This window comes from Micromonospora sp. RB23, from assembly GCF_053585025.1.
Window position 1 is genome coordinate 6,769,027 of record NZ_CM132111.1, and the last position, 17,622, is coordinate 6,786,648.

Consider the following 17,622-nt stretch of genomic DNA (forward strand, 5'->3'; position numbering starts at 1 on the left):
TCCGCAGCGGTGCGTACCGTGCCGGGCTCTCACCCTCGGGCTCGGGCCCAGGAGAGGAAGCGGTCGGTGAGCCGGGCCGGGTCCACGTCTCGGAGGTGCTCGCTGGCCTCGGTCAGGAGCGTCGCCAGATAGACGGTCAGCGCCACCCGATCGCCCCGGTACTCGCCGAGCAGCCGGAGCTTCGCCGCCGAGCAGGGCCAGGCGATGCCGCAGGCCTGACATCGCCAGGTGGGTCGGGTGGGCAGGTGGTTCCGGTGGCGACGACGGGGCACGAGTGGGCCTCCTTCCTTGGTGGAAGGGGGTCACCCCGCCTCCGCGTCGGGGCGACCCCGGACTGACGCCGACCGCCGGGCTGCTGCGCCTCCACCGGCCACGCCGTCTTCTGTGGACCACAGTGCGGCACGTCACCGGGCACCTACAGGGCGTAGCTATATGGTTTTCAGATATTCGAGACATCCGATGGAGGGGCCGTGAACGACGCGTTGCGGGTGGCGCTCAACGACACCGGGCACACCACCGAATCCCTCGCCGAGACCGTCGGCGTCGACCCGAAGACCGTCGCGCGCTGGCTGACCGAGGGGCGCATCCCGCATCCTCGGCACCGCGTGGCGGCAGCGGAAGCCCTCCACAAGGACGTGTCGGACATCTGGCCGGACACTGCGAGACGTCGTGACCCCATTTGGTTTCGTCCCTGGCAGGAAATCGAGCGCGAGGCGGTGTCGCTGCGCTGGTACGAGTCGACGGTTCTGCCCGGGCTGCTGCAGACCGAGGCGTATGCCCGCGCGGTCCTCGGCGGCGCGGGCCTGATCCCCGGGAGCGAGATCGAGCGGCACCTCAGCGTCCGACTCAACCGACAGGGCGTGCTCAAGCGGGACGACCCGCCGCAGTTCACGGCGGTCGTCGACGAGGCCATCCTGCGCCGGCCGGTGGGTGGCCGGGCGACCATGCGCGAGCAGATGCTGGCCCTCGTCGCGGCCTGCGCCGAGCCGCACATCCGGGTGCATGTCGTACCGGGCACGGTCGGCGCGTACGCCGGACTGAACGGGCCGTTCGTGATCGCGCACAGCCACGACCACCGGGTCGCCGGCTACCTGGACAACCAGCTTCAGGGACAAGTGGCTAGCGACCCCGAGGACATCGCGGCCATGATGGCGGCATGGGAGAACGTGCGCGGCGAGGCGCTGTCGCACTCACAGTCGGTCGAGCTGATGACGGAAGTGGCGGAATCATGGAGTTGAACGGCGCGCGGTGGCGCAAGAGCACCCGCAGCAGCGGCAATGGTGGCGCATGTGTCGAGGTCGCCGACAACCTGCCCGGCGTGGTCGGCGTACGGGACTCCAAGGACCCGACCGGTCCGGCGCTCGCCTTCGCGCCGGCGGCCTGGCGCGCGTTCGTCGCCCAGCTCGCCAACCGAGCCTGAGCAGCCGACCGCCCGACGGCGGCACGACGAGATCTTGGACAGTTTCCGTCAGCTCAGAACGGAAAGTGTCCAAGATCTGCGGCCAGACCGCCGGAACGCCGGGCCACGGGACCGCAGGGCCGGCGGAAGGCAGGCCCGCAGCGCCCGGGGCGCTGGGTCTCGGGGCGCCGCGTACCGTGCGAGGCACGAGCGGCGGCGGAACCGTCGTACACATGTTCTATCCACAGGCTGTGGACGGCGGGGGATCGATGGCGTACCAGCTCAGCGCGGTGGTCGCGGACGCGGACCTGCTCCGCGAGCACACCGCCGAGCTGGACCACGCCGTCCTCGGTGAGCTGCGTCAGGACTTCGCGCTGTTGCCGGTCACCCCGCAGTTGGTGACCGAGCTGACCGGCTCGCTACCGGACTACGCGGCGGACGACCGCAGCGCCGAGCGGCCGTTCGACCTCGTGTTGTCGCCGCCGCTGGCCGAGCTGCTGGCCGGGTGGTCACGGTCGGGCCCGGTGGCGTACCTGGAGGCGGAGTTCGGCGGTGGCATCGGACACCAGTCGGCGGCGGTGTGGCTCGGTGGGGCGCTGTCCTGGGGTCCGCGCTTCGACGACGTCCTGGAAGCGCCGCGCGAGGAGTGGCCGATCAACGCGGCGCTCAGCCGGCTCGGCGTGGAGCGTGGGGCGTGGATCGATCCGTTCGCCGAGCTGGGGTTGCATCTCGAACGCAACACGGCCGGCTGGTTGGCGCACGGGCGGCGTCGGCTCAGCGCCGACTACTGGGACGAACTGATCGAACAGTGGGAAAACCAGTAATCCGCCGACGGGCAGCAACCTGAACGGCCCCGGTCCGTTGGGGACTGGGGGATTCCATGAAATTGCGACAATTTGCTTTTATTGCCATGCTGCTGGCTGCTGCCTCGATCGCGGGGAGCGGTACGCCGCCTGCCGGTCCGATGCCGGCGAACAGGCCCGCCGGCAACGTCGAGACCATCGACCTGAACGGCCTACGCAACGTCGAGTTCGGTGACACCGAGGCCGAGCTGACCCGCCGGGGCATCCTACGTACCGACCAGGACGTCTGCGGGCCGGTCCTCGCCGGTCACGACACCGTCAGCCCCGTCTTCGTCGAGGACAAACTGGTGCTGCTGTGGGTCGGCGACCCCATGCGGACACCGGAGGGCATAACGGCCGGCTCACCCGTCGAGGAGGTCTGGGACCGCTACCCGTCGGTCACGCGGCTGCCCGCTCCACAGGGGACACACCGGCTCGACGGGCTGCTCGCCCGCAGCGGCGACCGCGCGTACCTGTTCCTGCACGACGGGCGCGCGGTCCGAAAAACCATCGCCGGGTACGCCGACTGGGCGCGCCGCCTCTTCGACGAGGGCGCCGGCCCCTGCTGACCCTGCCCGCGTCGACAGTGGTCGTCAGGCGGAGTCGACGTGGGCCGGCGGGCGCGCACCCGAGACGGCGGCGAACCCGCCAAGCGCGATCTCGGCCGTCTGCCGCAGCTCCTCGCGAGGAACTCCGGCGGCGGCGTGGATCGCCTGCCCCTCGGTGACACTCATGACGAAGCGGGCGAGCGCGGCCGGGTCGGCGCCGGCCGGCAGGTCTCCCTCGGAGACGGCACGGGCGAACCGGTCGGCGAGTGCCCGCTCACCGGCCAGGCGGCTGGCGGCGAGGAACTCGGCGACCGGGGCGTTCGCGCTGGAGCAGGCGGTACCGCCCTGGATCGACAGACAACCGGCCGGACGGTCGGGCCGGGTGACGGCGAGCACGTTCTCCCGCAACAGGGTGGCGACCACCTCGTACGCGGTGGTCTGGGCGATTGCGTGCCGCGCGTACCCCATGTCCTGTTCGGCATAGCGGGCCACGGCCTTGTGGAACAGCTCCTCCTTGCTGCCGAAGGCGGCATAGAGGCTGGGCTTGTTGATGCCCATGGCGGCGGTGAGGTCGCTCATCGAGGCGCCCTCGTATCCCTGTCGCCAGAACACCTCGAGCGCGCGTTCCAGCGCCTCGTCGACGTCGAAACCGCGTGGACGCCCTCGCACCGGCACGATCCCCACCTCCGGCCTCCATCCTACCCGCGACGAAAACCGATCGGTACAGAAATTTGCGGCCCAGGTCAGGGGTTGTTACGGTCGTATCCGTACCGCTCGGTACACAATAATGGAGGAGATCATCGTGGGACAGCTCGACGGCAAGACCGCTCTCGTCACCGGCGGCACCACCGGCATCGGCCTGGCCACCGCCCGTCGCTTCGCCGCCGAAGGCGCGTACGTCTTCGTCACGGGTCGCCGCAAGGGCCCGCTGGACGAGGCGGTGGCCAGCATCGGCGTTCACGCGACAGGCATCGTCAGCGATTCCGGAAAGCTCGACGACCTCGACCGGGTGATGCGGGCGATCGAGGAGCGGGGCGCAGGGCTGGACGTCCTGTTCGCCAACGCCGGCGGCGGCGAATTTCGAACGCTCGACGCGATCGACGCCGAGCACGTCGCCAACACCTTCGACACCAACGTCTACGGCACCATCTTCACCGTGCAGAAGGCGCTGCCCCTGCTCAACGAGGGTGCCTCGGTCGTGCTGACCGGCTCGACGTCGGCCGTCAGCGGCATCCCGGCGTTTTCCGTCTACGCCGCCTCCAAGGCCGCCATCCGCTCGTTCGGCCGCAGCTGGGCCGCCGAGCTGATGGACCGCAAGATCCGGGTCAACACCCTGGTGCCCGGCTCCACCGAGACCCCCGGGCTCGCCGGCCTGGCCCCGAGCGCCGCGGAGTCACCCGCCCTGCTCAAGAGCATCGCCTCGACCGTACCGATGGGCCGGCTGGCCCACCCGGACGAGATCGCGAACGCGGTGCTCTTCCTCGCGTCCGACCAGAGCAGCTTCATGACCGGCAGCGAGCTGTTCGTCGACGGCGGCGAAACGCAGCTCTGACGCGGAAACGCCCGGTGCGATCCTCGCGGATCGACCGGGCGTTTTCGCATTTCACGAGCGGTGGCGGCGGGATTTGAACCCGCGGAGGGCGTAAACCCTCACACGCTTTCGAGGCGTGCTCCTTAGGCCACTCGGACACGCCACCGCCGACGAGGGTACAGGACCACCGGTTCGGACGCCGAACCGGTATCGCCCGAGCCGGCCTGGCAGGATCTTTGCCATGAGTACGCACATCGGCGCTAAGCCGGGCGAGATCGCCGAGCGGGTCCTGATGCCGGGTGACCCCCTGCGGGCCAAGTGGATCGCGGAGACCTACCTCGAGGGCGCCACCTGCTACTCGACGGTCCGGGGAATGCTGGGCTTCACCGGCCGCTGGAACGGCGTCGACGTTTCCGTCCAGGGCTCCGGCATGGGCATGCCGTCCGCCTCCATCTACGCCCACGAGCTGATCAACGAGTACGGCGTGAAGACGCTCATCCGCGTCGGCTCCTGCGGCGCTCTCAGCACCGACCTGCAACTGCGTGACGTGGTCGCGGCGATCGGGTCGTCCACCGACTCGAACATGAACCGGATGCGCTTCGACGGTCTGATCGACTACGCCCCGGTGGCCGACTTCGGCCTGCTGCGTACCTCGGTCGAGGTGGCCGAGCGACGCGGCATCGCGATGCACGTCGGACCGATCCTGGCGGCGGACGCCTTCTACACCGACCGGCCCGACCTCTACGACACGCTCGCCGACTACGGCGTGCTCGCGGTGGAGATGGAGTCGGCGGCGCTCTACACGATCGCGGCCCGGTTCAAGGCTCGGGCGCTGACCGTGCTGACCGTCAGCGACCACATCAAGACCGGCGAGAAGACCACGTCGGAGGAGCGGGAGCAGACCTTCAGCCAGATGGTGGAGATCGCGCTCGACACGATCATCGCCTGACCTTCCGGGGCGGCGCACCGCGAAGAGCGTGATGACTCACAGGCATCTTGATGCCTCACAGTCATCACGCTCTTTCGCTCACGCCAGGCCAGGCCACGCCGCGCCGGTCCACGCCACGCCGCACAGGGCCACGCCGCGCACGCCGGGCCACCCCACGCCGTGCGCGCCACACCGCGCCACACCGCACCGCGCCACACCGCACCGCGCCACGCCGGCCGCACCACGCCGGGCCGCACCACGCCGACCCGCGCCGGCCCGAACCGTGCCATCCCGGTCAGACGGCGGTCAGCGCCTCCGTCGGGGAGAGCCGGGCGGCGCGGACCGCCGGGTAGAGGCCGGCGAAGCCGCCGATGACCAGGGTCGCGCCCACTCCGCCGAGCATCGCCCACGCGGGCACCACGGTCGGCCAGCCCTGGGACAACGCGTATCCGGCGGTGACCAGGATGCCCAACAGCACCCCGCCGATCCCGCCGAGAGCGGAGAGCAGCAGCGATTCGGCGAGGAACTGGGTGCGCACCTGACCTCGGGTGGCCCCCAGCGACCGGCGCAGGCCGATCTCGGCCCGCCGTTCCAGCACCGAGATGACCATCGTGTTGGCGACGCCGACACCACCGACGAGCAGGGCGACCGCACCCAGGCCGAGGAGCAGCCCGGTGAACGCGGCGTCGGTCGCCTCGGCGGCGGCCAGCGCGTCGGAAGGTCGGGACACCTCCACCTCGTTGGGCGCCTCCGGGTTGGCCGTCGCGCCGAGCACCGACCGGACGGCCTCGACCTGTGACTCCTCGGCCCGGGTGTAGACGGTGGTCGGGTGCCCGTCGAAGCCCAGGTAGTCGGTCGCCGCCGACCAGCCGACCAGTGCCGAGGTGTCCAGCTCCGGGGCGAGCGGCGCGGGAGCGAGGACGCCGACCACGGTGAACCACCGCCCGCCCAACCACACCTGCACCTGCACCTGCGGATTCGCCCTGTCGACCCCCAGCCGGTCGGCGGCGGTCGCGCCGAGGACCACCGCCGCGTAGCGGGCGGTGGCCTCGTTGAGCCACGTTCCGCTGGCCACCTGGGCGCCGACGGTGCCGAGCAGGTCCAGCCGGGCCGCCCGGGCGGCGATCCCGCCCGTCTCGGCCGCCGGAATCCGGTCCGAGCGGTAGACCTTGGCGTCGGAGACCTGCCCGGTCGCGGACACCTCGGTCACCGGACCGATCCGGCCGATCATGGCCACCGACTCCTCGGGGAGCTGGGCGTCCGCGCCGAACAGGGTGTTGCCCGGTTCCACGGTGAGCAGGTTGGTGCCGAGCGCGTCGAGCGCCCGGTCCAGCTCGGCCCGGGACGACGACGAGATGCCGACGACCGCGATCATCGCGGCGATGCCGATCGCGATGCCCAGCGCCGAGAGGAACGCCCGCAGTGGTCGGGTCCGCAGGCCCACCCCACCGACGCGCAGGACGTCCCCCGGGCCCATCCGGGCCGGAGTGAGCACCGCCATCAGCCGACTCCACCCGTGGCGAGGAGCGAGTCGTGCCGTACCGCGCCGTCCCGCATCCGTACCTGCCGAGGCAGGCTGTCGGCGATCTCCCGGTCGTGGGTGATCACCACGACGGTGGTTCCGGCCCGATGCAGCTCGTGCAGCAGTTCCAGCACGCCCGCGCCGGAGGTCGAGTCGAGGTTGCCGGTCGGCTCGTCGGCGAGCAGCACGGCGGGCTCGCCCACCACCGCCCGCGCCACGGCCACCCGCTGCCGCTCCCCGCCGGAGAGTTCGTGCGGCCGGTGCCCGAGCCGGTGGCCCAGGCCGACCCGGACCAGCGCGGCCTCCGCGCGGTCGCGCCGCCTCCGCAGGGGTACGCCGGAGTACAGCAACCCGTCGGCCACGTTGTCGACCACCGGGACGCCGGGGGCCAGGTGGAACTGCTGGAAGACGAAGCCGATGCGGGTGGCCCGCAGCGCGGACAGCTCCCGGTCGGTGAGCTTCGCCGCGTCGTACCCGTCGATGAGGACGCTGCCCGACGAAGGCCGGTCGATGGTGCCGATGAGGTGCAGCATCGTCGACTTGCCCGACCCGGACGGGCCGACGATGGCCACCAGCTCGCCGTAGCCGATCCGCAACGACACGTCGTCCAACGCGACGACCCCGCCGGGGTACCGCTTGCTGACCCGGTCCAGCACGATCACGTCGCCGGTCACGCCGGAACCACCACCGTCGTTCCCTCGGCGATCCCCTCGCCGGTGATCTCCACCCGCCCGTCGGCGAACAGGCCCGTGGTCACCGCCACGATCCGGCTGCCGCCGCCGTCGACGACCTCGACGCCGTAGCCGCCCTCGGCGAGGGCCAGCAGCGCCGCCACCGGCACCGTGAGCACGTCCGCGCGTTCCGAGGCGGTGAAGGTGACGTCGACGCTGGCCTGGTCGAAGCCGGCGAGGGCTTTCGGGTCGGCCACCGCGACGGTCACCTCGATCTTCGTCTCCGCCTCCGCCGACTGGCCGTTCGCGCCGGCGGAACCGGTCTGGATCACCGTCTCGACCGTGCTGATCGTGCCGTTCACCGCCCGGCCGTCCGGCAGCTTCACGGCGACCTTCGCGCCGCGCTCGGCCAGCCGCTGGTCGTCCACGTCCAACTCGACGGTGACCACCCGGCTGGTGCCGGTGTAGGTGAGCACCGCCTGGCCGGGCTGGGTGACCGCGCCGACGTCGACCTGGTGGCTCTCCACCCGCACCTCACCGTCGGCGTAGACGACGCGTCCGGGCTCGACCCGACCCGTCTCCGCCAGGCCGAGGTCGTCCTGCCACTCGCGGACCGCGTCGGCCGTCGCCCCGGTGTACTCGTCGTCGACGGTGAAGCCGTCGTAGCCGAGCGCCGCGAGGTTCCGCTCGAGCTGCGCGACGTCGGCGCCCTCCACCCCGGGGGCGAGCGTCCGGTAGGCGGGCAGTCCGCCGTAGAGGAGCACCACCTCCGCGTTGTCGACCAGGTAGAGCGCCTTGCCCCGCCGTACCGTCGACCCCGTCGCCGGCAGTCCGGTGACCGTGCCGCTCAGCCTCGCCGTGGCGGTACGCGTCGAGCCGTACCCCAACTCGCCGTCGGCGGTCTGGGAGTCGGCGAGGGTCCGCCGGGTGATGGCGGCGGTGGCCGCCGGGGAGCCGGCCCGGGCGGCGTCTCCGCCGGTCCCGCCGTCGAAGCCGACCGCGGCGATCACGCCCACGGCCGCGACCAGCAGCACGACCCCGCCGACGAGGGCAGCCCGCAGCCGTGCGCGTCGGGTGGCGCCGGTCACCGGCCACCGCCGAACTGCGGCGCGTACTGCCGGCACTTCTCCATGGCGGCACGCAGCGCCGGGTCACCGATGTCGAGCCCGCTGTCGCCCTTGGTGATCTGGATCCGCCCGTCGGCGTCCGGGTCCGGGAAGTTCGGCACGCCGTTCTCCCGCATGCACTTCGCCATGGCGCGCATCTGCTCGGCCTGCTCCGGGTTGAGCTGGGGGCCCTGCCCGCCGTTGGGCAGGTTGTCGCGGCACTTCTCCAGGGCGGTCTGCACCTTCTGCGGGTCGGTGCCCTCGCCGAACCGGAATGCCGGCCGCCCGCCCGCCTCCGGGTCGGGCATGTCCACCCCGTTCTCGCGCATACAGCGGGCGAACGCGAGCTGACGGTCCGAGTCGCCGGCTGATGTGGCGCTGGCCGTCGTGCCGCCCTTCGCGCCACCGGCGGTCGCGACCCCGCCGCCGTCGTCCGCCGGGCCACACCCGGCCAGGGCCAGGGCGAGCAGGACGGGGATCGCGAACATCTGTCGTCGCATGGCGTCCGCCTCCGTTTCCTCCTCCGGCGCGGATCGCCGGACGTTGACGCCCAGTTCACGGCAGAGGACGTATCCGGGGCGTAACCGTGCACGGTTACGCCGCCGTTACCCGCCGGCGTGGACCATGGACGGGTGAGAGTGCTGGTGGTCGAGGACGAGAACGTGCTGGCGGACGCCATCGCCGAGTGGCTGCGCCGCGAGTCGTTCGCGGTCGACGTGGCGTACGACGGGGATGCCGCGCTGGAGCGGCTCGGCGTCAACGAGTACGCCGTGGTGGTCCTGGACCGGGACCTGCCGGTGGTGCACGGCGACGACGTGTGCCGGGCGATCGTGGACGCGGGCGGGGAGACCCGGGTGTTGATGCTGACCGCCGCCGCGGCGGTACGGGAACGCGTGGCGGGCCTGGCGATCGGCGCGGACGACTACCTCACCAAGCCGTTCGCCCTGGTGGAGTTGTCGGCGCGGGTGCACGCGTTGACCCGTCGCGCCCGCCCGGCCGCACCGCCGACGTTGCGCCGCGCCGGGATCCAGCTCGACCCGGCCCGTCACGAGGTACGCCGCGACGACCGGCACGTGGCGCTGTCTCGCAAGGAGTTCGCGGTGCTGGCCGAGTTGCTGCGCGCCGACGGGGCCGTGGTGTCCGCCGAGGACCTGCTGGAACGCGCCTGGGACGAGCACATCGACCCGTTCACCAACGCGGTCCGGGTCACCATGGTGAAGCTGCGCCGTAAGCTCGGCGACCCACCGGTGATCGAGACAGTGCCGGGAGCGGGGTACCGCATCCGATGAAACGGCTGACGATCCGGGGCCGGCTCACCCTCATCTACGGGGGGCTCTTCCTGCTGGCCGGCGTGGTTCTGCTCGCCGTCACGTACGTGCTGGTGGACCAGCGGATGCCCCAGCCGTTCGGGGTGAAGGTGAGCGACCTGCCGAAGGTCACCGCGACGTCACCCAAGCCGGGCAACGGGCAGAACATCGAGACGCTGCGCGCCCTGGTCGAGGAGGCGCAGACCGAGGCGAAGCGCAACGCGTTGGAGTCGCTGCTCACCCAGGGCGGCATCGCGTTGATCGTGGTGTCGGCGGTGGCGATCGCGTTCGGCTGGCTGCTCGCGGGGCGGGCGTTGCAGCCGTTGCAGCAGGTCACCGACACCGCGCGGCGCATCGCCGGAGCGGACACCGCCGGTCGCGGTCTGCACGAGCGGATCGCGCTCGCCGGCCCCCGCGACGAGGTACGCGAACTCGCCGACACGTTCGACGAGATGCTGGAACGGTTGGACCGCTCCTTCGACGGGCAGCGCCGGTTCGTGGCGAACGCCTCGCACGAACTGCGTACGCCGTTGGCGCTGAACCGCGCTCTGGTGGAGTTGGCGGTGACGCGGCCGGACGCGCCGGAGGAGACCCGGAGGTTGGGCGAGTCGCTGCTGGCGGTCAACGAGCGGCACGAACGGCTCATCGACGGACTGCTGACCCTCGCCGACTCGGAGAACGAGCTGACCGAGCGTACGGCGGTCGACCTGGCGGAGGTCTGCGCGCACGTGATCGACCAGGCCGGCAAGCAGGCACCCGACCTGCCCGTGCACCGGTCGCTCGCGCCGGCGCCGACCCACGGCGACCCGGTGCTGCTGGAACGGCTGACGTTCAACCTGGTGGAGAACGCGCTACGGCACAACCTGCCCGCCGGCGGTTGGGTGGAGGTGCGCACCGGCCTGCTGGACGGGCGGCCCACCTTGACGGTGACCAACACCGGACCGGTGATCGCCGGCTATGACGTCGAGACGATGTTCCAGCCGTTCCGCCGACTGTCGCGCGAACGGGTGGCCGGTACGCGCGGCTTCGGGTTGGGGTTGTCGATCGTCCGCGCGGTGGCCCGGGCCCACGGCGGCACCGCCGAGGCGCATCCCCGCCCGGGCGGTGGCCTGGTCGTCACGGTCACCCTGCCCGCGCACTGACCACCCGTCTTTCCCGCGCGGGGACGTCAGCGGAAGAAGGCGCGCAGGACGGCGGCGGTCTCGACTTCGAGCACACCGCCGTACACCTCGGGACGGTGGTTGAGCCGGCGGTCGCGCAGCACGTCCCAGAGCGAGCCGGCCGCGCCGGTCTTCGGTTCCCACGCGCCGAAGACGACGGTGGAGACCCGGGCCAGCACCAGCGCGCCCGCGCACATGGTGCACGGTTCCAGCGTGACCACCAGTGTGCAGCCGTCCAGCCGCCACTCGCCGGTCCGTTCGGCCCCACGACGCAGGGCCAGCACCTCGGCGTGGGCGGTGGGGTCGCCGGTCAGTTCCCGCTCGTTGCGCCCGATCGCCAACTCGGCGCCGTCCGGGCCGTAGAGCACCGCGCCCACGGGGATGTCGTCGACACCGCCGCCGGGGATCGCCGGATCGGTGACGGCGACCTCCAGGGCTCGGCGCATCCACAGCTCGTGTCGCTGCCGTCGCCCGGTCCCACCGGGGTCGGCCAGGCCCTCGTGGGCCCCCGGCCCGGCCCGCCGCACCGATCCGGGCGTCGGCTGGCCCGGCCGGACCGTCCCCAACGCGGGATCGGTGGCGTCGGCGGGCTCAGACCTCACGCAGCTCCTCGACCTCGTCGGCGCAGCCGAGCACCTCGCAGATCTCGGCGGTGACGTCCGCCGGCAGCATCCCCTCGTGGCCGCAGAGAGTCAGCAGCTTCTGCGCCGAGATGCCCAGGTTGGCGAGCAGGTCGGCGTCGCCCACCGGATCGGCCTCCGGGTCGACGGCGGGCTGCTCGCTCTCCTCGTCCCCGCCGGCGGCAGGGCGCGGCTCGTCGTCGCCGTCGAGCCCGGTCACCGACGTCTTCAGGTCACCGACCAGCAGTTGACCAAGCCGGGACTCCTCGGCGTACGCCGAGTCCGATCCGAAGACCCGCAGGTCCTCGCCCTCATCGAGACGCAGGATCACCAGGTACGCGTCGTCGGCCTCGACGAAGAGCAGCGAGGTGTCCGCTTCCTGGTCGACGTCGCGCAGCCGGTCGGCGACCTCGTCGAGGTCGTTGACACCCCGTAGGTTGACCTCGGCGGCGGTCCAGCCACTGTCATCACGCACCACGGCCGCAGCGAAGTACGACACGGTTCCCCCAAAAGCCCTCGGCACAGCGCCGACTCGTCAAGGGTGCACGTTAGCCGGTCGGGTCGGCAGGCGACCGGTCAACGCCCCGAGACGCCGGCCAAACCTGACAAAGTCGGATCAGCCAGCTACCCGACGGCGGGTGGCGATGAGTTGGCGTAGACGCTCGGTGCGCTGTCGCTGCGGCCGGCTGCGCTGGCGTACCGCCCGTGCGCCCGCCAACTCGGCGAGCAACTGGAGGCGGCGGCGGTTGCGATCCGGGTCCTGCCGCGGGGTGGTCCAGGCCATAGTGCCGAGCGTGCCGAGTCTCGGCGGCCACGTCAAGACGGCGTTCGCTACGCAGCCAACCGGGCACGCGGCGCAGTCGTCCGCGCCCTGATCCGGGCCGGTCGGGGCTGCCTCACCACAACGGCCAGTCACCGCTCGTGGCCCAGCGCACCGCCACCACGGCGGCGGCGATGCTCCAGCCGCCGGCGGTCACGATCGCCACTCCGGTGGCCACTCCGCGGTCGCCGTAGCGGACCAGCACCAGGGCGGTCAGCCAGGCCAGCAGGCCGGCCACCACCGTCCACCACGCGTAGCTCACCACGTCGGTGCCGAGGAGCCCGAACAGCAGCAGCCAGGCAGCGGCCGCGCCGCCACCGGAGGCGACACCACCACCGGTCACCGGGTGCGGTTCGCGGTAGGTCGGTCTGGTCGGTGGCCCGGCCGGAAAGAGCCCCGAGGGGGTACGCGACGCCGGCCGCGCGGCAGCCGGATCCGGGACGGGATCTCCTCGGGCGATGCTCACCGGCTGCCCTCCCTCACGCGCGTCGCTCGTCCCCACGGTACCGGTCTGTCAGGATGGCCGAATGCCCTCGCCGACGATCGGTCGCCGCGTGCGTCCGGCGTACCCGATCATGTTGCTGCTCGCCCCGATCCTGGCCGCCGGCTGCGCGACGACCCGGCCCGGGGTGCCGCCGGACGGCGTCGCCGCGCCGTCGCCGTCGGCGGTCTGGGCGACCGGCGAGCAGCCGGCGGCCCCGACTGCCGCGCCGACGCCGACCCGCCCGGCCAGCCCGACGCCGTCGTCGGCCAAGCCGTCGCCGAGCGCGCCCCGCACCGGGCTGCGGCACGTCTTTCCGGTACGCGCCGACAACGTGGACTACCACACGACGCACGGGGCGTACCCGGCGACGGACGTGTTCGCCAACTGCGGTGAGCCGTTCGTGGCGGTGACGGACGGCAAGGTGCTGGAGGTGAGTCGCGTCGACAGGTACTCCAAGAGCGGGCCGCAGGGGCCGGACAACGGCGGCCTGTCGGTGTCGCTGCTCGGCGACGACGGGGTCCGCTACTACGGCTCGCACCTGAGCGTCGTCTCGTCCGGCGTCGAGGCGGGGGTCCGGGTCCGGGCCGGGCAGCAGCTCGGCAAGGTCGGCCGGACCGGCAACGCGAACAACGTGTGTCACGTGCACTTCGGAATCTCGCCGCCGTGCGCCGGCAAGGACGGGTGGTGGATCCGGCGCGGTGTGCTCTGGCCGGCGCGCTACCTGGACTCGTGGCGGCGCGGCGGCAACCGGGAACCGGCCGCCGAGGTGACCGCGTGGCAACGCCGACACGGCTGCCCGAAGGCTCCCTGACATGGCTGCCCGGGATCCCATCGCCGACCTGCGCCGCATCGCGTTCCTGTTGGAACGGGCGAACGAGGCCACCTACCGCGTGCGGGCGTTCCGTTCGGCGGCCACGGCGCTGGCCGGTCTGCCGGCGACCGAGGTGGCCGAGCGGGCCGGCAACGGCACACTCACCGAGCTGACCGGCGTCGGCGACGTGACGGCCCGCTGCGTGGCGGAGTCCCTCAGCGGTGAGGAGCCGGTCTATCTGCGCCGGCTGCTGGCGACCGAGGGCAGCGACCTGGATGCCGAGGCCACGGCGCTGCGCGCCGCACTGAGGGGCGACTGCCACACCCACTCGGACTGGTCCGACGGCGGCTCGCCCATCGAGGAGATGGCGTTGGCCGCGGTCGAGTTGGGTCACGAGTACATGGTGTTGACCGACCATTCGCCGCGTCTGACCGTGGCAAGGGGGCTGACCGCGGCGCGGCTGCGCCGTCAGCTCGACTACGTGGCGCAGGTCAACGCGGCGCTGCCGGAGGGCTTCCGGATCCTCACCGGCATCGAGGTGGACATCCTCGCCGACGGCTCGCTCGACCAGGACGAGGAGTTGCTGGCCCGACTCGACGTGGTGGTCGGCTCGGTGCACAGCGGCCTGAAGGACGAGCGGTCGAAGATGACCCGGCGCATGCTGAAGGCGGTCGCCAACCCGCACCTGGACATCCTCGGTCACGTCACCGGTCGGATGGTGTCGTCCCGACCGGCGGGGGTGACCGGTCCGGGTGACAAGGGGCACCGGGCCCGGACCCGCGCGGAGAGCGACTTCGACGCGGACGCCGTCTTCGCCGCCTGCGCGGAACACGACACCGCAGTCGAGATCAACTCCCGGCCGGAGCGGCAGGACCCGCCGAAGCGGCTGATCCGCCGCGCCCTGGAAGCAGGCTGCCGCTTCGCGATCGACACGGACGCGCACGCGCCCGGCCAGCTCGACTGGCAGCGGTTCGGCTGCGAGCGGGCCGCACGCTGCGGCGTCCCGGCCGACCGGGTGGTCAACACCTGGTCGGCCGAGCAGCTCGTGGAGTGGACACGCGACCGGACCTGACCGGTGGCGGACGCCGGTCAGCGGCGGACGGGCTCGGCGGCGGGCGCTGCGGGCGCACCCACGCCGACGACCGGCCGGGGCGTCCGGCGGCCCAGCACGCCCTGCGCGACCGCAACGCCCAACAGCACGATGAGCGCCCCGACCGGCTGGTGCCAGTTGAGCCGCTCGTCGAGCACCACGGCACCGATCAGCACCGCGAAGATCGGAACGAGGTACGTGACGGTGGAGGCGGTGCTCGCGCCGGCCACCCGGATGTTGCGCATGTTGATGACGAAGGCGAGCCCGGTGCCGAGCGCGCCGAGCGCCAGGACGCTGGCCACGACCTTCGCCGACAGCTCGGTCGGCAGCGGCGGCGCGCCCGCGACGAACGGGGTGACGATGGCGAGCTGCGCGGCGGCGAGCAGCAGCTGCGCCGTGGACAGGGACAGCCCGGAGTGCGTGCTGCCCGCGATGAACCGCTTCTGGTACGGGATGGCGACGCCGTAGCAGGCGGCCGCGCCGAAGCACATCAGCTGCCCGACGAAGTGCGCTCCGCCGATACCCTCCCAGACTCCGAGCACGACGAGCACGCCGACGAAGCCCAGCCCGAGGCCGATCGCTCGGCGTACGGTCAGCCGCTCGGTCCGGAACACCAGCACCGCGAGCGGCAGCACGATCAACGGCGTCGTCGCGTTCCAGATGCCGGCGAGCATCGATTCGACCCGTTGCTCGCCGTAACCGAAGAGGGTGAACGGCACGGCCACGCCGAACGCGGCGACGACGGCCAGGTGCGCCCACACGCGGGGCTCGCTGGGCAGCCGGTCGCGCAGCACCGCGAGGACGACCAGCAGGGTCAGCGCGCCGGCGACGACGCGGTAGAGGGTCAGCTGCACGGGGTGCAGCTCGGCCACGCCGACCTTGATGAACAGGAAGCTGGAACCCCAGATGGCGGCGAGGGCGAAGAAGCCCGGCAACCAGGCGCGCAGCGGGACCCTGTCAGGAGCGATATCGGTGTTCACCCCTGACACTCTGCCGGAGGGGTCCGACAATGTCGTCCGACTTTCCGCTGCTCGGACACGACAATTGACATCGACATCCTGACCGGGTGGTCACGTAGTGTCGCAGCGTGGGACGAATTGATGAAATCGCCAATCGCTACGTGGACAAGTGGGCGCCGTTGAGCCCGACCGGCGCGACCTACGTCGGCATCGCCGGCCACGACAACAAGCTCGACGACCTCTCGCCCGACGGATACCGGGCGCGCGCCGACCTGACCCGCGCGACGCTCACCGAGCTGGAGGCGGCCGAGCCGGACACCGAGGCGGAGCGCACCGCCAAGGAGGCCATGCAGGAACGGCTCGGTCTGGACCTGGCCCGTTACGAGGCCGGTGAGACGACGAGCGAGGTCAGCGTGATCACCAGCGGGCTGCACGAGGTCCGCATGGTGTTCGATCTGATGCCGACCGCGACGGCCGACGAGCAGGCCAACATCGCCACCCGGCTCAACGGGCTCGCCGGCGCGCTCGAGGGCTACAAGGCCACACTGCGTGAGGCGCTCGCCAACGGGCAGGTCAGCTCGAAGGTGCAGCTCGTCGAGGTGGCCAAGCAGTGCGACATCTGGACCGACCCGTCCGGGGACAACTTCTTCCACGGCCTGGTCGAGCGGCTGGGCGCGGACGGCACCCTCGGCGCCGAGCTGCGCAGGGGCGCTTCGGCGGCCACCGCGGCGACCGCCGAGTTCGGCCAGTTCCTGCGGACCGAGATGGCCCCGCACGGGCGCGACAAGCAGGCCGCCGGCCGGGAGCGCTACGAACTCGCCTCGCAGTACTTCCTCGGCGCGAAGATCGACCTCGACGAGACGTACGCCTGGGGTTTCGCGGAGCTGGCCCGCCTGGAGGCGGAGATGCGGGTCGTGGCCGGGCGCATCGCCGGCTCGGGTGCCACGATCGACGAGGCGGTGGCGCAGCTCGACGCCGACCCGGCGCGCACCATCCAGGGCAAGGAGGCGTTCCGCGACTGGATGCAGGCGCTCGCCGACAAGGCCATCGCCGAGTTGCACGGCACCCACTTCGACATCCCGGAGCAGGTCCGCCGGATCGAATGCTGCCTCGCGCCGACCAGCGACGGGGCCATCTACTACACCGGGCCGAGCGAGGACTTCTCGCGCCCGGGTCGGATGTGGTGGGCGGTGCCGCAGGGCATCACCGACTTCTCCACCTGGCGTGAGGTGACGACGGTCTACCACGAGGGCGTGCCGGGGCACCACCTTCAGGTTGCCCAGACGGCCGTCCGGGCCGACCTGCTCAACCGCTGGCAGCGGCTGCTCTGCTGGGTCTCGGGGCACGGCGAGGGCTGGGCGCTCTACGCCGAGCGGCTGATGGACGAGCTGGGTTACCTCCAGGACCCGGGCGACAAGCTGGGCATGCTCGACGGCCAGGCGATGCGCGCCGCACGGGTGATCGTCGACATCGGTATGCACCTGGAGCTGGAGATCCCGAAGGACAACCCGTTCGGCTTCCACCCGGGCGAGCGGTGGACGCCCGAGCTGGGCTGGGAGTTCATGCGGGCGCACTGCCGGGTGCCGGACGAGAACCTGCGCTTCGAGCTGAACCGCTACCTGGGCTGGCCGGGGCAGGCGCCGTCGTACAAGGTGGGTGAGCGGATCTGGTTGCAGGCCCGCGAGGACGCAATGGCTCGCAAGGGCGCCGACTTCGACCTGCGGGAGTTCCACCGGCAGGCGTTGGACCTGGGCGCGCTGGGCCTCGACCCGCTGCGCAAGGCGCTGGCCCGACTCTAGGACAGCTGGCGAGCCTTGACGGCTC

At 72.0% G+C, this 17,622-nt stretch carries 22 protein-coding genes and 1 tRNA gene; 11 read left to right on the forward strand and 12 right to left on the reverse strand.

The annotated features are described in order from the left end of the window. Positions 1 to 29 precede the first annotated feature (29 nt). Positions 30 to 272 carry a flavin reductase gene (locus ACTFTM_RS30955; RefSeq protein WP_449563816.1) on the reverse strand — a complete coding sequence of 81 codons (243 nt, stop codon included), beginning with the start codon at positions 270 to 272 and terminating at the stop codon, positions 30 to 32. A 198-nt stretch (positions 273 to 470) separates the two neighbouring features. Here ACTFTM_RS30955 and ACTFTM_RS30960 point away from each other — a divergent pair, with 198 nt between their 5' ends. The 4 genes from ACTFTM_RS30960 to ACTFTM_RS30975 all read left to right on the forward strand — a co-directional run bounded on the left by ACTFTM_RS30960 (position 471) and on the right by ACTFTM_RS30975 (position 2,810). Then, entirely contained in the window at positions 471 to 1,238 is a 768-nt protein-coding gene (locus ACTFTM_RS30960) for a helix-turn-helix domain-containing protein (protein ID WP_449563817.1), read from the forward strand. After that, complete coding sequence (locus ACTFTM_RS30965) at positions 1,229 to 1,420, forward strand: DUF397 domain-containing protein (RefSeq protein WP_449563818.1); 192 nt, start codon at positions 1,229 to 1,231, stop codon at positions 1,418 to 1,420. Before ACTFTM_RS30960 ends, ACTFTM_RS30965 begins: the two co-directional genes overlap by 10 nt. A 248-nt stretch (positions 1,421 to 1,668) precedes the next feature. Continuing rightward, entirely contained in the window at positions 1,669 to 2,223 is a 555-nt protein-coding gene (locus tag ACTFTM_RS30970) for a hypothetical protein (protein ID WP_449566779.1), read from the forward strand. A 92-nt stretch (positions 2,224 to 2,315) separates the two neighbouring features. Next, positions 2,316 to 2,810, forward strand: coding sequence for a hypothetical protein (locus ACTFTM_RS30975; protein ID WP_449566780.1), 495 nt, complete (start codon positions 2,316 to 2,318; stop codon positions 2,808 to 2,810). 24 nt (positions 2,811 to 2,834) lie between these two features. On the opposite strand, the gene ACTFTM_RS30980 is transcribed toward ACTFTM_RS30975, so the two are convergent. Beyond that, complete coding sequence (locus ACTFTM_RS30980) at positions 2,835 to 3,458, reverse strand: TetR/AcrR family transcriptional regulator (protein WP_449563819.1); 624 nt, start codon at positions 3,456 to 3,458, stop codon at positions 2,835 to 2,837. 133 nt (positions 3,459 to 3,591) lie between these two features. Here ACTFTM_RS30980 and ACTFTM_RS30985 point away from each other — a divergent pair, with 133 nt between their 5' ends. After that, complete coding sequence (locus ACTFTM_RS30985) at positions 3,592 to 4,341, forward strand: SDR family oxidoreductase (protein WP_449563820.1); 750 nt, start codon at positions 3,592 to 3,594, stop codon at positions 4,339 to 4,341. A 58-nt stretch (positions 4,342 to 4,399) separates the two neighbouring features. Here the strand turns inward: ACTFTM_RS30985 and ACTFTM_RS30990 are convergent. Further along, positions 4,400 to 4,486 (reverse strand) — tRNA-Ser (locus ACTFTM_RS30990). Between the two features lie 75 nt (positions 4,487 to 4,561). Between ACTFTM_RS30990 and deoD the strand changes: the two genes are divergently transcribed. Beyond that, positions 4,562 to 5,269 carry a purine-nucleoside phosphorylase gene (gene deoD, locus ACTFTM_RS30995; RefSeq protein ID WP_334627940.1) on the forward strand — a complete coding sequence of 236 codons (708 nt, stop codon included), beginning with the start codon at positions 4,562 to 4,564 and terminating at the stop codon, positions 5,267 to 5,269. A 274-nt stretch (positions 5,270 to 5,543) separates the two neighbouring features. Here deoD and ACTFTM_RS31000 read toward each other — a convergent pair whose 3' ends face one another. From ACTFTM_RS31000 to ACTFTM_RS31015, 4 genes are read right to left on the reverse strand one after another with little or no spacing between them, the layout of a single operon-like run. Further along, on the reverse strand, positions 5,544 to 6,749 hold the full coding sequence (locus ACTFTM_RS31000) for an ABC transporter permease (RefSeq protein WP_449563821.1): 1,206 nt from the start codon (positions 6,747 to 6,749) through the stop codon (positions 5,544 to 5,546). Further along, positions 6,749 to 7,432 (reverse strand): ABC transporter ATP-binding protein, encoded by a 684-nt coding sequence (locus tag ACTFTM_RS31005; RefSeq protein ID WP_449566781.1) that lies wholly within the window; start codon positions 7,430 to 7,432, stop codon positions 6,749 to 6,751. The genes ACTFTM_RS31000 and ACTFTM_RS31005 overlap by 1 nt, the downstream gene beginning before the upstream one ends. Before the next feature lie 8 nt (positions 7,433 to 7,440). Then, positions 7,441 to 8,529, reverse strand: a complete 1,089-nt coding sequence (locus ACTFTM_RS31010) for an efflux RND transporter periplasmic adaptor subunit (protein ID WP_449563822.1) — start codon at positions 8,527 to 8,529, stop codon at positions 7,441 to 7,443. After that, a complete protein-coding gene (locus tag ACTFTM_RS31015; RefSeq protein WP_449563823.1) occupies positions 8,526 to 9,047 on the reverse strand; it encodes a hypothetical protein in 522 nt (173 codons plus the stop codon). Before ACTFTM_RS31015 ends, ACTFTM_RS31010 begins: the two co-directional genes overlap by 4 nt. Before the next feature lie 132 nt (positions 9,048 to 9,179). On the opposite strand from ACTFTM_RS31015, the gene ACTFTM_RS31020 reads away from it, so the two are divergent. Then, positions 9,180 to 9,836: a response regulator transcription factor gene (locus ACTFTM_RS31020; RefSeq protein WP_449563824.1), complete on the forward strand. Its 657-nt coding sequence runs from the start codon at positions 9,180 to 9,182 to the stop codon at positions 9,834 to 9,836. Continuing rightward, the gene (locus ACTFTM_RS31025; RefSeq protein ID WP_449563825.1) at positions 9,833 to 10,996 is read left to right on the forward strand and encodes a sensor histidine kinase; all 1,164 of its coding nucleotides are present in this window, start codon (positions 9,833 to 9,835) and stop codon (positions 10,994 to 10,996) included. The genes ACTFTM_RS31020 and ACTFTM_RS31025 overlap by 4 nt, the downstream gene beginning before the upstream one ends. 26 nt (positions 10,997 to 11,022) lie before the next feature. Here ACTFTM_RS31025 and ACTFTM_RS31030 read toward each other — a convergent pair whose 3' ends face one another. From ACTFTM_RS31030 to ACTFTM_RS31045, 4 genes are all read right to left on the reverse strand, one after another. Further along, positions 11,023 to 11,541 (reverse strand): nucleoside deaminase, encoded by a 519-nt coding sequence (locus tag ACTFTM_RS31030; protein WP_449566782.1) that lies wholly within the window; start codon positions 11,539 to 11,541, stop codon positions 11,023 to 11,025. 64 nt (positions 11,542 to 11,605) lie between these two features. Next, on the reverse strand, positions 11,606 to 12,133 hold the full coding sequence (locus tag ACTFTM_RS31035; RefSeq protein WP_449563826.1) for a tRNA adenosine deaminase-associated protein: 528 nt from the start codon (positions 12,131 to 12,133) through the stop codon (positions 11,606 to 11,608). A 117-nt stretch (positions 12,134 to 12,250) separates the two neighbouring features. After that, positions 12,251 to 12,418, reverse strand: a complete 168-nt coding sequence (locus tag ACTFTM_RS31040; RefSeq protein WP_167626078.1) for a hypothetical protein — start codon at positions 12,416 to 12,418, stop codon at positions 12,251 to 12,253. Between the two features lie 112 nt (positions 12,419 to 12,530). Beyond that, the gene (locus ACTFTM_RS31045; protein WP_449563827.1) at positions 12,531 to 12,920 is read right to left on the reverse strand and encodes a hypothetical protein; all 390 of its coding nucleotides are present in this window, start codon (positions 12,918 to 12,920) and stop codon (positions 12,531 to 12,533) included. Between the two features lie 109 nt (positions 12,921 to 13,029). On the opposite strand from ACTFTM_RS31045, the gene ACTFTM_RS31050 reads away from it, so the two are divergent. Then, positions 13,030 to 13,749 carry a M23 family metallopeptidase gene (locus ACTFTM_RS31050; RefSeq protein ID WP_449566783.1) on the forward strand — a complete coding sequence of 240 codons (720 nt, stop codon included), beginning with the start codon at positions 13,030 to 13,032 and terminating at the stop codon, positions 13,747 to 13,749. Position 13,750: 1 nt separating this feature from the next. After that, positions 13,751 to 14,821 carry a PHP domain-containing protein gene (locus ACTFTM_RS31055; protein WP_449563828.1) on the forward strand — a complete coding sequence of 357 codons (1,071 nt, stop codon included), beginning with the start codon at positions 13,751 to 13,753 and terminating at the stop codon, positions 14,819 to 14,821. A 17-nt stretch (positions 14,822 to 14,838) separates the two neighbouring features. On the opposite strand, the gene ACTFTM_RS31060 is transcribed toward ACTFTM_RS31055, so the two are convergent. Next, positions 14,839 to 15,819: a DMT family transporter gene (locus ACTFTM_RS31060; protein ID WP_449563829.1), complete on the reverse strand. Its 981-nt coding sequence runs from the start codon at positions 15,817 to 15,819 to the stop codon at positions 14,839 to 14,841. Positions 15,820 to 15,926: 107 nt separating this feature from the next. On the opposite strand from ACTFTM_RS31060, the gene ACTFTM_RS31065 reads away from it, so the two are divergent. After that, positions 15,927 to 17,597, forward strand: coding sequence for a DUF885 domain-containing protein (locus ACTFTM_RS31065; RefSeq protein ID WP_449563830.1), 1,671 nt, complete (start codon positions 15,927 to 15,929; stop codon positions 17,595 to 17,597). Positions 17,598 to 17,622 lie beyond the last annotated feature (25 nt).

Bases quoted from the DNA above. Each gene is read 5' to 3' on its own strand.
- ACTFTM_RS30965 (WP_449563818.1), top strand. From the start codon at position 1,229: ATGGAGTTGAACGGCGCGCGGTGGCGCAAGAGCACCCGCAGCAGCGGC.
- ACTFTM_RS30970 (WP_449566779.1), top strand. From the start codon at position 1,669: ATGGCGTACCAGCTCAGCGCGGTGGTCGCGGACGCGGACCTGCTCCGC.
- deoD (WP_334627940.1), top strand. From the start codon at position 4,562: ATGAGTACGCACATCGGCGCTAAGCCGGGCGAGATCGCCGAGCGGGTC.
- ACTFTM_RS31000 (WP_449563821.1), bottom strand. From the start codon at position 6,749: ATGGCGGTGCTCACTCCGGCCCGGATGGGCCCGGGGGACGTCCTGCGC.
- ACTFTM_RS31015 (WP_449563823.1), bottom strand. From the start codon at position 9,047: ATGCGACGACAGATGTTCGCGATCCCCGTCCTGCTCGCCCTGGCCCTG.
- ACTFTM_RS31025 (WP_449563825.1), top strand. From the start codon at position 9,833: ATGAAACGGCTGACGATCCGGGGCCGGCTCACCCTCATCTACGGGGGG.
- ACTFTM_RS31040 (WP_167626078.1), bottom strand. From the start codon at position 12,418: ATGGCCTGGACCACCCCGCGGCAGGACCCGGATCGCAACCGCCGCCGC.
- ACTFTM_RS31050 (WP_449566783.1), top strand. From the start codon at position 13,030: ATGTTGCTGCTCGCCCCGATCCTGGCCGCCGGCTGCGCGACGACCCGG.
- ACTFTM_RS31055 (WP_449563828.1), top strand. From the start codon at position 13,751: ATGGCTGCCCGGGATCCCATCGCCGACCTGCGCCGCATCGCGTTCCTG.